General features: G+C 49.0%; 13 protein-coding genes. 11 read left to right on the forward strand and 2 right to left on the reverse strand.

Annotation, left to right across the window (positions count from 1 at the left end; all coding sequences use genetic code 11):
* Window positions 1-115 precede the first annotated feature (115 nt).
* The 11 genes from IDZ20_RS00805 (at window position 116) to IDZ20_RS00855 (ending at window position 10,867) form a co-directional block, all read left to right on the forward strand.
* Complete coding sequence (locus tag IDZ20_RS00805) at window positions 116-640, forward strand: RNA pyrophosphohydrolase (RefSeq protein ID WP_188149529.1); 525 nt, start codon at window positions 116-118, stop codon at window positions 638-640.
* Complete coding sequence (ptsP, locus tag IDZ20_RS00810) at window positions 634-2,904, forward strand: phosphoenolpyruvate--protein phosphotransferase (protein ID WP_188149530.1); 2,271 nt, start codon at window positions 634-636, stop codon at window positions 2,902-2,904. Before IDZ20_RS00805 ends, ptsP begins: the two co-directional genes overlap by 7 nt.
* A gap of 155 nt (window positions 2,905-3,059) precedes the next feature.
* Window positions 3,060-3,890, forward strand: a complete 831-nt coding sequence (gene lgt / locus IDZ20_RS00815) for a prolipoprotein diacylglyceryl transferase (RefSeq protein ID WP_188149531.1) — start codon at window positions 3,060-3,062, stop codon at window positions 3,888-3,890.
* Between the two features lie 37 nt (window positions 3,891-3,927).
* On the forward strand, window positions 3,928-4,761 hold the full coding sequence (locus IDZ20_RS00820; RefSeq protein WP_188149532.1) for a thymidylate synthase: 834 nt from the start codon (window positions 3,928-3,930) through the stop codon (window positions 4,759-4,761).
* 32 nt (window positions 4,762-4,793) lie between these two features.
* Entirely contained in the window at window positions 4,794-5,330 is a 537-nt protein-coding gene (locus tag IDZ20_RS00825; protein ID WP_188149533.1) for a dihydrofolate reductase, read from the forward strand.
* Window positions 5,331-5,659: 329 nt separating this feature from the next.
* Window positions 5,660-6,445: a DUF3450 domain-containing protein gene (locus IDZ20_RS00830; RefSeq protein WP_188149534.1), complete on the forward strand. Its 786-nt coding sequence runs from the start codon at window positions 5,660-5,662 to the stop codon at window positions 6,443-6,445.
* A complete protein-coding gene (locus IDZ20_RS00835; RefSeq protein ID WP_188149535.1) occupies window positions 6,442-7,824 on the forward strand; it encodes a MotA/TolQ/ExbB proton channel family protein in 1,383 nt (460 codons plus the stop codon). The genes IDZ20_RS00830 and IDZ20_RS00835 overlap by 4 nt, the downstream gene beginning before the upstream one ends.
* A gap of 63 nt (window positions 7,825-7,887) precedes the next feature.
* Entirely contained in the window at window positions 7,888-8,415 is a 528-nt protein-coding gene (locus IDZ20_RS00840; RefSeq protein ID WP_188149536.1) for a MotA/TolQ/ExbB proton channel family protein, read from the forward strand.
* Window positions 8,416-8,466: 51 nt separating this feature from the next.
* The gene (locus IDZ20_RS00845; RefSeq protein WP_188149537.1) at window positions 8,467-8,868 is read left to right on the forward strand and encodes an ExbD/TolR family protein; all 402 of its coding nucleotides are present in this window, start codon (window positions 8,467-8,469) and stop codon (window positions 8,866-8,868) included.
* A gap of 7 nt (window positions 8,869-8,875) precedes the next feature.
* Window positions 8,876-9,481 carry an energy transducer TonB gene (locus tag IDZ20_RS00850; RefSeq protein ID WP_188149538.1) on the forward strand — a complete coding sequence of 202 codons (606 nt, stop codon included), beginning with the start codon at window positions 8,876-8,878 and terminating at the stop codon, window positions 9,479-9,481.
* Window positions 9,482-9,496: 15 nt separating this feature from the next.
* Window positions 9,497-10,867, forward strand: coding sequence for a tetratricopeptide repeat protein (locus tag IDZ20_RS00855; RefSeq protein WP_188149539.1), 1,371 nt, complete (start codon window positions 9,497-9,499; stop codon window positions 10,865-10,867).
* A gap of 231 nt (window positions 10,868-11,098) precedes the next feature.
* Here the strand turns inward: IDZ20_RS00855 and ilvD are convergent, their stop codons facing one another.
* A complete protein-coding gene (gene ilvD / locus IDZ20_RS00860; protein WP_188149540.1) occupies window positions 11,099-12,937 on the reverse strand; it encodes a dihydroxy-acid dehydratase in 1,839 nt (612 codons plus the stop codon).
* Window positions 12,938-13,090: 153 nt separating this feature from the next.
* Entirely contained in the window at window positions 13,091-14,773 is a 1,683-nt protein-coding gene (locus tag IDZ20_RS00865; protein ID WP_188149541.1) for a response regulator, read from the reverse strand.
* Window positions 14,774-14,897: the final 124 nt, after the last annotated feature.

Consider the following 14,897-nt stretch of genomic DNA (forward strand, 5'->3'; position numbering starts at 1 on the left):
TTTGTTGGCGTGGAATTGGGGTGGATGTGAGAAGCTTGGATTGTTGAATTGCTGCTAATTGCTGGTTTGTGAAACAATAGCCCGCGGATTATAACAACTACAAGAGAGGTTTTGCGTGATTGATACCGATGGCTTTCGACCAAACGTAGGGATAATACTGGCTGATGGTCAAGGTGGTGTTCTGTGGGCGCGTCGGATTGGCGGGCAGGATGCGTGGCAGTTCCCACAAGGCGGTATCAAACAAGATGAAACCCCAGAGCAAGCGTTGTATCGCGAGCTGGAAGAAGAAGTGGGCCTGACTGCGGACGATGTTCGGGTGCTAGGTGTTACCGATGGTTGGTTGCGCTATCGCTTGCCTCAGCGTTTAGTTCGTCAGAAGCAGCCGCTGTGTGTCGGTCAAAAACAGAAGTGGTTTTTGCTTGAAATTACTTCTGGAGATGATGCTGTAAAGCTCAATGCCGGCGGTCCTCCAGAGTTTGACGATTGGCGTTGGGTGAGCTATTGGCACCCGCTGGCACGGGTGGTGTCGTTTAAGCGCGAGGTGTATCGCCGCGCTCTGAAAGAGTTGGCGCCAGTACATAATCGTTTGCTGATATCGCAGGTTACATCGCAGCAGCTTACTAAGGGCGCTGTATGTTAGGTGCCCTACGCAGTATTGTTCAGGAGGTGAATGTAGCGCCCGACCTGAATTCGGTGCTGCATATCATTGTCGCTCGGGTCAAAACGGCAATGACTACGGAGGTGTGCTCCGTCTATCTACGCAATTCAATGCGTGAATTCGTTCTTATGGCCACCGACGGTTTGAATCAGTCGGCGGTCGGTCAGGTAGTACTCGCATTAAACGAGGGTTTGGTTGGTTCGGTCGCGGCGCGCGAAGAGCCTCTTAATCTTGAGGATGCTGAATCTCATCCCAAATTCCAATATTTCCCAGAAACGGGGGAGGAGCGCTATCGCTCATTCCTTGGTGTTCCTATTATTCACCAGCGCCAAGTGCTCGGCGTATTGGTTGTGCAGCAGCGCGAAAAGCGCAAGTTCGATGAAGGTGAAGAGGCATTTCTGATCACCATGTCGGCGCAGCTGGCGGCGGTAATAGCCCATGCTGAGGCAACCGGTGCACTGCGCGGTATTGGTCAGAAGGCGGAGGCGCGTTTTTTGGGAGTGCCGGGTGCTTCTGGCGTTTCTATCGGGCGCTGTGTGGTGTCGTCGCCGCTCGCCGATCTAAATTCTGTGCCCCATACCATGTGTATGGCGGTTGAAGAGGAGCTCGCTTTTTTCCAAGACTGCCTGTCTGAAGTTCGAAAAGATGTGCGGCGCTTGGCCTCAGAGTTGGAAAATCGTTTAAATAAAGAAGAGCGAATATTGTTCGATGCCTATATCGGCATGCTAGATGACACGTCCTTAGGTAAAGAGGTTACCGAGCGAATCTCCAGTGGTTTTGGTGCTGCCTATGCGTGGAGCGAGGTGATTCTTGAGCACGTGAAAACCTTCTCCAGTATGAGCGACCCCTATTTGCGTGAGCGTGCGTCGGACGTACGCGATTTAGGTAGCCGCGTGTTGGCTTACCTACAGGAGGCGACCCATCACGATCGCGTTTATCCCGATAATACTATTTTGGTGGGTGAGGATTTAAGTGCGTCGGTATTGGCGGATGTTCCGCAAGGCCGCTTGAAAGCGATAGTTTCGACGCGCGGTTCCAGTAACAGTCACATTGCCATTTTAGCGCGTTCGATGGGTATCCCAACGGTTATGGGGGCGGTCGACCTACCGTTTACCCGCCTCGATGGTCGCGAGTTGATTGTCGATGGTTATCGCGGAACGGTTTACATCGACCCAAGCGATTCGCTTAAGGCGCGCTATCAAGAGATTCTTGATGACGATGTAAAACTCAATGAGGAATTGGAATCCTTAAAAGATTTACCGAGCGAGACGCAGGATCACCACCGCGTTGCGCTCTGGGTCAATACGGGTTTAGTTGCCGACGCAATGATCTCCATCGGTCGTGGTGCTGAAGGCGTCGGTCTTTATCGAACTGAAATCCCTTTTATGCTGCGCGACCGCTTTCCAAGTGAAGAGGAGCAGCGTCAAACCTATCGCGAACAGTTAAAAGCTTTTGCTCCTCACCCGGTCACCATGCGCACACTCGATATTGGCGGTGACAAGTCGCTCCCTTATTTTCCGATTGAGGAAGACAACCCTTTCCTTGGTTGGAGAGGAATACGGGTTACCTTGGATCACCCCGAAATCTTTCTGTCACAAGTAAGGGCGATGCTAAAGGCCAGTGAAGGGCTCAATAATCTTCGTATCATGCTGCCAATGGTTAGCAATATTTCCGAGCTGGAAATTGCTCAAATGCTGCTATATCGAGCTTACGATGAGTTGCGCGAAGAAGGGCACGATATTGAGATGCCACCTCTGGGGGTGATGATTGAAGTCCCAGCTGCGGTTTTTCAAACGCAGGAATTTGCCTCGCGGGTGGATTTTCTCTCGGTCGGCAGCAACGACTTAACCCAATACTTATTGGCTGTGGATCGCAACAATCCTCGCGTGGCCGATCTCTATCACTCACTCCATCCGGCGGTGCTGAGAGCTCTGGTGTATGTTGTACAGGAGTCGCATCGACAGGGCGTACCCGTGAGTATTTGTGGGGAGCTTGCTGGCGATCCGGCCGCGGCTTTGTTGTTGATGGCGATGGGGTTTGATGTGCTTTCGATGAGCGCGTCTAACCTGCTTAAGGTTAAATCGGTGATTCGCAGCGTAACCATGCGTCAAGCCGAGGAGTTGCTGGCCGAGGTTATGAGCTTGCCCGATGCCGAATCGATCAATCGCTGTATTGATGTTGCCTTCCGTCAAACTGGCTTATCTCGGATTGCTCGCCCGCATAGCGAAATCAAACTCGATCATTAAACCGAGCGTAGGAGTGAAGCTGGTTTCGCCGAACTTGGTGACGCTTTCATTGTCACTGTCTCGCCGCGTTACGTGTTTGTTGTCAATTCTTCATAGAGCTCTGGTATGATCCTCGCCAGCTCTGAAACTCAAACTATCTGCAAAAGTCGCTTCGAATGTTTAAATATCCCGATCTTGATCCCGTCGCTCTCTCTCTTGGTTCCTACACGATATTGGGTAAAAACATCACCTTGCCAGATGTGCACTGGTACGGCTTGATGTACCTTCTCGCCTTTGCCAGCGCTTGGTTGATCGGAATGTACCGAGCGCGCTTGCCGCATTCACCGCTGACGCGAGCGCAGGTTGAGGATATGGTGTTCTATGGCGCTATGGGGGTGGTGTTAGGTGGCCGCTTTGGTTACGTTATCTTCTATAACTTCGAAGCTTTTCTAGAGGATCCGCTCTGGTTGTTGCGGGTTTGGGAAGGGGGCATGAGCTTTCATGGTGGCCTCCTTGGTGTAGTTGTTGCGATGCTGCTGTTCGCGCGTAAAATAGGCGTGAAGTTTTTAGACTTGATGGACTTTGTCGCACCCCTAGTCCCGTTGGGTTTGGGCTTTGGTCGGATCGGCAACTTTATTGGTCAAGAACTCTGGGGGCGGGTTACTACCAATCCAACCTGGGGCATGGTATTTCCTAACGATCCCAATGTTGCGCGCCATCCATCGCAGCTTTATCAGGCCTTTTTTGAGGGCTTAGTGCTTTTCTGTATCCTCTACTGGTTTTCTCGTAAGCCCCGTCCGCGCGCGGCTGTTGCGGCGCTATTTCTGGTGTTTTACAGTGTCTTCCGCTTCGGCGTAGAATTCTTCCGCGAGCCCGACGCGCATATTGGCTACGATATGTTCGGCTGGATGACCCGCGGTCAGGAGCTATCTATTCCTATGTTTGTGGTAGGTGCAGCTGTGTTGATATGGACCTATCGACGCCAAGCTTCGGGCGTATCCCGTTAGTCGATAGCCCTCATTTAAATTTTTAAGGTCAGTTTCTGTGAAGCAATATCTAGATTTGATGCGCCACGTGCGCGATACCGGTGTGCGTAAAGAAGATCGCACGGGCACCGGTACTATTAGCGTTTTTGGCTATCAAATGCGCTTTGACCTCGAGCAGGGGTTTCCGTTAGTAACCACCAAAAAGTGCCATTTAAAATCCATAATTCACGAATTACTCTGGTTTTTAAAAGGTGAGACTAATATTGCTTACCTCAAGAAAAATGGCGTAAAGATTTGGGATGCATGGGCTACGGAAGAGGGTGAACTTGGGCCTGTGTACGGAGCTCAGTGGCGGTCTTGGACCGCTGCAGATGGCACCGTAATCGATCAAATTGCTGAGCTGTTAAAGCAGATAAAGGCCAAGCCAGATTCTCGACGCTTAATTGTGTCGGCATGGAATCCCGCGCTGTTGCCCGACGAGGGTGTGGCACCCGACGAAAATGCAAAGCGCGGCAAAATGGCTTTACCGCCCTGTCACACCATGTTTCAGTTTTACGTGTTGGATGGCCGTTTGTCCTGCCAGTTATATCAGCGTAGCGCCGATGTGTTTTTGGGGGTGCCGTTTAATATTGCCTCTTACGCGCTACTTACCATGATGATCGCGCAGGTTTCAGGTCTCAAGCCTGGAGATTTTGTTCACACCTTTGGCGATGCCCATTTGTATTTGAACCACCTCGAGCAGGTTGAGATCCAGCTGCAGCGCGAGCCTTACCCACTGCCAAGTATGCGGATAAATCCCGACGTTAAAGATCTGTTTGCGTTTGAGTTTGCCGACTTTGAGTTGGTTGATTATCAAGCACACCCGCATATCGCCGCGCCGATCTCTGTCTAAAAAGATCAAATAACGAGCTCAGAGAGGTACTGATGACGAACGATATTAAAGCTGGTTATGGCGTGGAGATTGCGATTGTGGTCGCGGTTTCTGAAAATGGGGTAATCGGAAGCGATAACCAATTGCCGTGGCGATTGCCGCGTGATTTGCAATATTTCAAATCGGTTACTCTTGGTCATCCGATTGTTATGGGGCGGAAAACCTTCGATTCGATCGGACGGCCTCTACCGGGCCGAACCAATATCGTCGTAACGCGTCAAACTGATTGGACGGCTCCTGGTGTAGAGGTTGTACATAGCCTGGAGGCCGCTATTGTTCGGGCGGCTAGCGCTGCTGAGGCGGCGGGCGTTCAGCGAGTGATGGTCATTGGTGGGGCTGAGTTCTACACTCAGATTTTACCTGCAAGTGATCGTTTATACTTGACCGAGGTGCATGCTGACGTTGATGGTGACGCATATTTTCCGGAATTTGATCGTGCTCAATGGCAGGAAGTTTCGAGAGAGCATAATGCAGCGGATGCAAGCAACCCCTATGCATATTCGTTTGTTGTACTAGACCGTAGAAAATAAGTGCTAGACTCTACACCACAGTCACCAAGGTTTTGAGGAAGGTAGTCACAGGCTAAGCAAACAAACGCTTGTTTTATGTACGAGTGTTACCAAAACGTTACCTGTTTCACAAAGTTACAGTCTCAGGTGTTACTTTTCGTTATGGTTTGTTCGTTCTTATATATGTGTTTGCTTTAGTGTTTGAATGTTGGCGAGTGCTCTTATTAAAATGCGCAGCTCTGACGATTATCGAGTCTCAAATCTTTAAATTGTTTACACATTCTGGGTTGACCAATATTGTTTAGCCCGGTCGCAACCTTTTCAATTTACGCACCCGAGTTGGGGGAATTATGAAGAAGCAGCGAATCACAGCTGTGGCATTGTCCACAGTTCTTTCTGCAGGAGCGCTTTTTGCTGGCGCAGCCCATGCAGATAAAACTTTGGATGCCATTATGCAAGTCAGCCAGGCAAAGACATCTGCTGGCCAACAATCGCAAAAACGCATAGATAAAATGCAAGCAGACACGCAAAGTCTGTTGCAGAAATTCAAAATCGTTAACAAGGAAATTGAAGGCTTGCGTGTTTATAACGCTCAGCTCGAAAAGCAACTTGCTAACCAGCGTAAGGTTATCGGTGAACTGAACGAGTCAATCGATCAGGTTACTGTAATCGAGCGTCAGATCCAGCCTTTGATTCTTCGTATGTTGGAAGGTCTAGAGCAGTTCGTTTCTCTGGATTTACCTTTCCACACTGAAGAACGCCAAAAGCGTGTTGACACACTCCGCAGCAACCAAGATCGCGCCGATATTTCGGTAGCTGAAAAGTTCCGTCAGGTGCTTGAAGCCTACAATATTGAAGCGGAATACGGTCGTAAACTCGACACCTACGTAGATACTCTTAATGTGGGTGGCCAAGAGCGCCAAGTGAACATTCTGTTGGTGGGCCGTATAGCCCTCATGTATCAAACTATCGATACCAAACTTTCAGGTGCCTGGGATCAATCGCAGCGTGCTTGGGTTGAACTCGATGCTGGCGAATATCGTGCTGCCATCTTGAAAGGTATCCGTATTGCTAAGAAACAAGCGTCGATCGATGTTATGGAATTGCCGATTCTTGCTCCGGAGGCCGCACAATGAAACTGACATTCAAGCAAAATCTGATTGCACTTTTTGCAGCCGGTGCTCTTGCCCTGTCGGGTAGTGTATCCGCCGCAGACGACAAAGCAGCGTCTTTAGACGAACTGCTGAAAATGGTTAAGAACAGCCAGATTTCTGAGTCGTCTGACCACAAGAAACGCGAAGCGGAATTCCGTACGCAAAAGGCCAACCAAGCAAAGTTGCTGGCCAATGCTGAAGCCACTAAAAAGGCTGAAGAAGTACGCTCTGTTGAACTTGAAAAAACCTATAAAGAGCAGGAGATTCAGGTTCAAGCTAAACGCGCGCAGCTAGATGAGCGTTTAGGTTCTTTGAAAGAGCTGTTCGGTCACTTGACGTCGACTTCCGGCGACTTGCGTTCTAACCTTGAAACGTCGATGGTTAGCGCTCAGATCGCTGGTCGTACCGAGTTTATTACCAATTTGATCGAAAAGATGAACAGTGAAACCAAGCTGCCTTCTATCGACGAGATTGAGCGTCTTTGGTACGAACTACAGCGTGAAACTGTTGAAGGCGGAAAAGTTGTTAAATTTACCGCTGAAGTTGCCGATCCATCGGGTAACAAAGCACAGCGTGAAGTTATACGTATTGGCAACTACAACTTAGTATCTGACGGTAAGTACCTTCGTTACGACGTGAAGAGCGGTAGTTTGAATGAATTGCCTCGCCAGCCTAGCTCTAGCTTCCTTAAAGGTGCTTCAGCTCTGGAAAGCGCAAGTTCCGGCTTTACTAAGGTTGGTATTGACCCGACTGGTCCTTCCGGTGGTTCTATGATGGCTGCACTTATCAACAGCCCATCTCTAGTTGAACGCTGGCATCAAGGTAACGAAGTTGGCTACATCATTACTGGTGTAGGTGCATTTGCTTTGATTATCGCGCTGATTAAGTTCTTGTCGTTAATAACTATTGGCAGCAAAGTTAAAGCTCAGTTGCGCAATACCTCAGCTAACACCAACAACCCACTGGGTCGTGTGATGAAAGCTGGCGAAGATGCTGCAAACGCCGATACAGAAACTATGGAGTTGAAGCTAGAAGAAGCAATCTTGAAAGAGGTTCCACCAATCGAAAGTTGGTTGAACTTGCTGAAGATCATCTCGATGGTTGCTCCGTTGTTGGGTCTATTGGGTACAGTGACCGGTATGATCGTTACCTTCCAGGCTATTACCGTATACGGTGCCGGTGACCCGAAAGCAATGGCTAGCGGTATCTCTGGAGCCTTGGTGACAACCGTATTGGGTCTTATTGTTGCTATCCCAACGGTATTGCTACATACCTTCCTGAATGGCAAGGCGAAAGGCATTGTGCACCTTCTTGAAGAAGAGAGCGCTGGCCTTATCGCAGAAAAATCAGAACGTAAGTAAACCTTCATTCTCTGGCGGAGTTCTTATTAGCTCCGTCAGAGTGATTTACTAGAGGAATTCAACATGCTGGCATTGATGGAAGCATTAGCAGCCATTCAATCCTTTGTAGCGTCGGGCGGACCGATACTCTATTGGATCGCAGCACTGACGTTTTTCATGTGGACACTAATCTTCGAGCGCGTCTGGTTTTACAAGGGTTCTCTTTCAAAGGTTAAAAAAGCGACCTTAGATATTTGGGAAGACCGTGCCGAACGCAATTCGTGGAATTCACGTCAAATTCGTTATGCACTTATTAATCGAGCTACACAGAAAATTAACCAAAATCGTGACCTTATCGGTGTAATGGTGACCTTGTGTCCGCTGTTGGGCTTGTTGGGAACGGTTACGGGGATGATCGAAGTGTTTAACATTCTTGCGGTTACCGGCGGTGGCGATGCCAAGTCGATGGCGGCGGGTGTATCTCGCGCTACTATCCCTACAATGGCTGGAATGGTTGCAGCAATTTCCGGTGTATTCGGTACTACCTTAGTCACCCGAATTGCAGAGCGTGAAAACCATTTGGTCGAAGACCAGCTGACGATGGACCACTAGGTCACATCTAGATTGCAGGCTGAAACAGCAGGCTGAATTAAGAGAGAAGCCATGAGCAGAAAAGCGAACGCAGAAGAAGAAACAGGTGCTATCGACCTGACACCTATGCTTGATGTGGTGTTCATTATGTTGATCTTCTTCATTGTGACTGCATCTTTCATCAAAGAGCCGGGTATTCAGGTAAATCGTCCTGACGCCACAACGGCGGCGTTGAAGAAAAACGCCAATATTCTGGTAGCAGTCAATGCAGATAATAAAGTCTGGATTAACAAGAATGAAATCGACCCCCGTCAGATTAAAAATCAGATCCAACTTTTGTTGGCTGAAAATCCTAAGGGTGCGGTAGTTATTCAAGCTGATAACAAATCCAATATCAAAACGCTGACAGAAGTTGCCCAAGCCGCCCGAGAGGCCGGTGTTGCCGATGTATCTGTCTCCGCTGAGAAAAAATAGGTTACTTATGAGCATAGCGAGATTTGTAACATCACTGGCTCCTGCGGCAGTTGTAACCCTTGGATTACTACTGTTGATGCACTTTTTGATTTTGCGCAACATGACCGAGCCTCAAGAAGCCGAGGAATTTAAGATTCCCGACATTACAATGCCCGAGCGTGAAATCACCACAGAGTACGACACGCGCAAGCCAGATAAACCCGACGAGCCGGAAGAGCCACCACCCGATTTACCTGAGCCAGAGTTCGACAATCCCGATGTGAATACCGAAATATCGTTTGCGCCGCAAATTGATACAGGGGTTCAGATTGCAGGTATTGGCGGCTTTAATTCAGATGGTGATTACCTCCCAATCGTGAAAGTTTCACCAAAGTATCCATCTCGTGCCCTAAACCGTGGTTTAGAAGGTTACTGTACGGTTGAATACACTGTGACTAGCTCCGGTGAAACCCGCGATATAACTGTTGTAGATTGCCCTGATACCGTGTTCGCAAGTGCGTCGGTTAAGGCTGCACAGAAATTTAAATATAAGCCCAAAGTTGTAGACGGTGAGCCAATTGAAGTTCCTGGCGTTCGCAACCGCTTCACTTTCCAAATGGGCGAGAACGACTAATCGGCGGTGACTCCTATGAAATTGAATTTAGTGACATCATTCTGCCGCTTTAGCAGAAGCAGCGTTATAGCAGTTGCCGCTTGCTTTGTTTTGGCTCCAGTAGCCGACAAAGCAAGTACTGAACTGGGTTTATCGTCTTCTTTTGTATCTGTTGCGGCAGCAGCGAAAGTCAAAGACAAGCGCCCTCTGCCAGGTATTAGCGAAAGCTTTTTCAAAAAATTGGGTAGGGTGGCGGATTTAGTGTCGCCGGCGCCGAACAAAGACGGTTCGGAAGTGCCGCCAAATTATCCGGCTGGCTTAGAAGAGCTTCGCAAAATTGAAAAAGGCTGCGAGAAGTGTAACGGCTACGAGTTGGCGCAAATCTATAACTATTTTGGATTTGTGTACTACTCCATGGACGATATGAAGAATGCCGTTAAGTATTACGATTTAGTTGTTCAGCAGGCGCCCTTAATTCCTTGGGGCTTGGAATTACAGACCGTGTATACGCTGTCTCAATTGGCTTTCTCAAACGAAGATTATAGTGCTGCTGTTAAGTATTTAAATCGTTGGATGGAATACGCCGATCCGCCCTCTGCCGATGCTTTTTACTTGCGTGCGCAAATTTGTTATCAAATGGATGATAAAAAGTGCGCTTCTGGCAGTATTAACACTGCAGTAAAAATGGTTGAAGATTCGGGTAAAATCGCCAAAGAAAGCTGGTATAGCATTCAGAAGGCTTTGATGCTGGAAAAAGAAGACTATAAGAGCTCGTTGGTAGTGTTGCACAAACTTGTTCGTCATTATCCGAAGAAGTCCTACTGGCAGCAGCTACCAAGTGTCTACGGTGTGCTTGAGCGTGATAAAGAGCAGTATTACTTTTTGGATGCGAGCTATGTCGCTGGTGCTTTCGAAAAAGATTCACACTATTTGAACTTGGCTTATCTTTCGATGGCAAATGACTACCCTTACAAGGCTGCAAAAGTTCTTGAAGAGGGTATGAAGGCTAAGATAGTGCCTCGCTCAGAAAAGAACTTGGAAACCTTGTCCGCAGCTTGGCGTTTATCTCAGGAATATAAGAAAGCAATTGTTGCGATGAAAGAAGCCGCCGATAAGGCGAAAGATGATGGCAATCTTTATGCTCAGTTGATGGATCTATACCTAACGGTCGACGATAACAAATCAGCTGTTGCCGCAGGTAATAAAGCCTTAAAGCTCGGTGATTTAAAGCAGGAAGGTAGCGTTAATCTTAATGTTGGTATCGCCTATTTGAATATGGAAGAGTATGAGGATGCGATTAAATCTTTTGATAAGGCTATGAAAGATAAGGCTACCAAGAAGTTTGCTGAGAGCTGGTTGAAATATGCGAAGAATGAGCTTTTTCGGCAGCAGCAGTTAGCCAAATAAGCATCATAGAATTCCGTTTAGTTGAAAGTGAAAAGCCCCTAATAAGGGGCTTTTTTTATGCGTGTAGTTTTTAAATACGTGATGGCTATACAAAGAGGGCGATTAGTGCGGATGACGTGCTGCGGGGGCGTAAAAAAGGCCTTAGGTTACTGAATAACTAAGGCCTTAGCAGATTGGTTGAGGTGGTCTTGCTACCAAGCCCCGTCGCTTTAATAAGCGGATCGGAGGCTATTAATCCTCGAGCTTACTTAGGTCACGTACGGCGCCTTTATCGGCACTTGTGGCAAGCATCGCGTAGGCCTTAAGCGCTGCAGATACACGTCGAGGACGCGCTTCAACGGGTTTCCAACCTTTAATATCCTGCTCTTTACGGCGTGTGTTTAACTCTACGTCGCTAAGCAATACGTTGATGGTGCGGTTGGGGATATCGATACGGATAGTATCACCGTTACGTACCAAGCCAATTGCACCACCAGCCGCAGCTTCGGGTGACGCGTGGCCAATCGAAAGTCCTGATGTACCACCGGAGAAACGACCGTCGGTCAGCAGTGCACAGGATTTGCCTAGGCCTTTCGATTTGAGGTAAGAGGTTGGGTAAAGCATTTCCTGCATTCCAGGTCCGCCTTTGGGGCCTTCGTATCGAACAATTACCACAGACCCCTCTTTTACCTTGCCATCTAATACGTCCGCGACGGCTTGGTCTTGGCTTTCTGTGACATGAGCAATACCCTCGAATACTAATATTGATTCATCTACACCGGCGGTTTTAACGACACAGCCATCGAGCGCTATATTGCCTCTAAGAACGGCGAGGCCGCCCTCTTTGCTATAGGCGTGTTCGAGATTGCGAATGCAGCCAGTCGCACGGTCGCCGTCGAGCGTGTTCCAGCGAGTATCTTGACTGAAGGCTACTTGAGTCGGAATACCAGCAGGGCCGGCGCGGTAAAAGTGCGCTACATCGGGATCGCTAGTAAGTGTGATATCCCACTTATTAATGGCTTCTGACAAGGTTTTGCTGTGTACCGTGGGGCACTCTGAATTAAGCAAACCTGCACGATCTAGTTCGCCAAGAATGGCCATGATTCCGCCAGCGCGGTGAACATCTTCAATGTGATATTTCTGTGTATTCGGAGCAACCTTACACAATTGCGGCACGATCTTACTCATGCGGTCGATATCGTCTAAGTCGAAGTCGATCTCGCCTTCCTGAGCGATGGCGAGTAGGTGCAAAATTGTATTGGTAGAGCCACCCATCGCAATATCGAGCGAAATGGCGTTCTCGAAAGCCGCTTTGTTGGCGATACTTCGCGGTAAAAGGTTGTAGTTGTCCTGCTCATAGAATTCACGAGTAATGCCTACAATCAATTCTCCGGCACGTTCGAACAGCCGCTTACGGTCGGCGTGTGTGGCCAGCGTTGTACCATTGCCTGGCAAGCTTAAGCCGAGTGCCTCGGTAAGGCAGTTCATTGAGTTGGCCGTAAACATGCCGGAGCACGAACCGCAGGTAGGACAAGCGCTGCGCTCGTATTCCGCAACGGTCTCATCTGAAGCGGAGTCATCGGCGGCTATCACCATGGCGTCGACGAGGTCTAAGCCGTGGTCAGCAAGCTTAGTCTTGCCAGCCTCCATAGGGCCGCCGGAGACGAATACTACGGGAATGTTGACGCGCATAGCGGCCATGAGCATTCCGGGGGTGATCTTGTCGCAATTGGAAATACAGACCATCGCGTCAGCACAGTGGGCGTTAACCATGTACTCGACCGAATCGGCGATAATATCGCGGCTTGGCAGGCTGTAAAGCATGCCGTCGTGCCCCATAGCAATACCGTCGTCGACGGCGATGGTGTTAAATTCTTTTGCCACGCCACCAGCTTTTTCGATTTCTCGGGCGACTAATTGCCCGAGATCTTTTAAGTGCACGTGGCCGGGAACAAATTGTGTGAAGGAGTTTACGACGGCGATAATCGGCTTCTGAAAATCGTCGTCTTTCATGCCAGTGGCGCGCCATAAGGCACGGGCACCGGCCATGTTACGACCGGCGGTGGTGGTGCGAGAACGGTATACGGGCATTAGAAACTCCTGCGGCCTATGCTTTTCGTTACGACAAGGCTAAAAAATTAGCCAGTCGGATTAAAAATCTTGGGCAGCAAGGATAGCAGATTGCCAATATTTTTTCGTCCGTTACAGCCGCGAGAGGCAATAAGAGCGGTTAATCAGGTGAACTTAACTAAGTGCGTTTGGATAGTGGGTTTTAAGCTGCTTTAACAGAAAGTCATAACGCTTAAATTGCTTATGATTGGGCGGGATCGAACCTATTGAACGGAGGCAGCGGCGACAGAGCTTCTCAAACTGTGGCTCGTACCCGTTCGCTTCTGATTGTGCGATGAGCGCTTGTACTAAGTTGAGGTTTAGTCCGATATGTTTCGGGTAGGTAACCAAGGCCTCGATAAACACTTGGATAGCGGTATCAAAGGATTTCTCTTCATAAGAGTTGATACCTTCGCGGGTTAGCTTGGCGGCCACCTTCTTGCCAGCCTCGCTTATGGGCTCGCCGGTAATACCATCAATTACCGACATGACCTCGGTATCATTTTCGTAACGGGCGGCGAGTTGAGTTAACAGCTCGCGCGCGTCGTCTTCGTCGTTAAGTGCGTGTAAGGTGCGAGCGTACTCTAAGCTCGACTCAAGCGGTGGCGTCGCTAGGTTGTTGTACATTGCGCGCGCCTTATCGATCGATTCGCGGGCCTTATTCTCTTCGCCGCGACTTTGTAAAAGTTGCGCGTCAACAAACTGCGCTTGCACCGCAACCTCGGGGCGATCGGTATACCGTTTACGTGCCCTATCGAGCACTTTTGTGGCGTTGGCTGCGAGTGCTTTGGCTTCCGAGGTATCACTACCCTTAACGATGTCACTGACTTTTCGCGAGTAATTAAAGTAATCCTGTTCAGACTCATGGCAGGAGTTTAGCCCCCACTTGATTGCCTGCTGATGGGAGCGAAGAGTTACCTCGTCGTCGTTGTTCCTGTCGGCTAAGGCCGCGAGACGGCGATGTCGCAATACGGCTTTTGGAGATATGCGTGTAGCGTTTTCTGTAGAGTGTTGGGAGCCCATAAAATCGTTACGTTTTTCGTAGATGTCGGCGAGTAGGTCGTGCGCTTCGATATAACGAGAGTCTTCGGCTAGGACAGATTCCAAAACTTCTTCAGCGGCGTCGAGATTGTTTAACGAAATTTGAGTTTTAGCCATACCAAGCTTCGCCCATATGAGCGGCTTTTTACCTAAAACACTTTCGTATACGTGGGTGGCTTCGATCAATTGCTTCAATAAAAAATGTAAGTGGCCTTTCATTTTTAGGCAGTCGGACGCGAATCGAGAGCCTTCAGTAATCATCTTGTTGCAGTAGTCGAGCGCTGTTTGGTAGTCGCCCGCCGAGATTGCTTTCTTGATATGAAGCAGCGCTTCGTGGCGGATAATGGCGCGATTAAGCCGCATCTGTAATGACTGCTGGGTATAGGGTTTGGTGATGTAGTCGTCGGGTTGACATTCGAGCGCGCCGAGCACCATTTCTCTTGAGGATTCACCGGTAATCATCACGAACAGGCTGGTCATTAGGAGGACGCGTAAAAAGCGCACTTCCTCAAGAATCTGTTGACCGTCTTTTCCTGCGCCGAGGTTGTAATCGCAAAGCACGATGTCGTAGCGCTTCTTCGAGCACAGCTTAATGGCTTCTTCACCATTGGCTGCCGTATCGACAGTACTGGCGCCGAAGGTTTTCAGCATGCGCGTTAACGAGCCGCGAATCTCAGGGAAGTCGTCAATCACTAAGCAGCGTTTATTGCTGTAGATCTTAATGATATCAATCTGTTTGAGATCGCCTTCGCCGCTGGTTTGAAGGGGGTGATTCATAGCTTGTGCCTTTTGCGCCTGAACACTAAGTTTAGGCGCAAATCCACAGTTTTGCTGCGAGATATATCGCGTGTGAACGTGGCTGATGATCGCTAGCGAAAGTGACTCGCCAAACGCATATATT

Origin of the sequence: Teredinibacter waterburyi (assembly GCF_001922985.1) — a bacterium.
GTDB lineage: Bacteria > Pseudomonadota > Gammaproteobacteria > Pseudomonadales > Cellvibrionaceae > Teredinibacter > Teredinibacter waterburyi.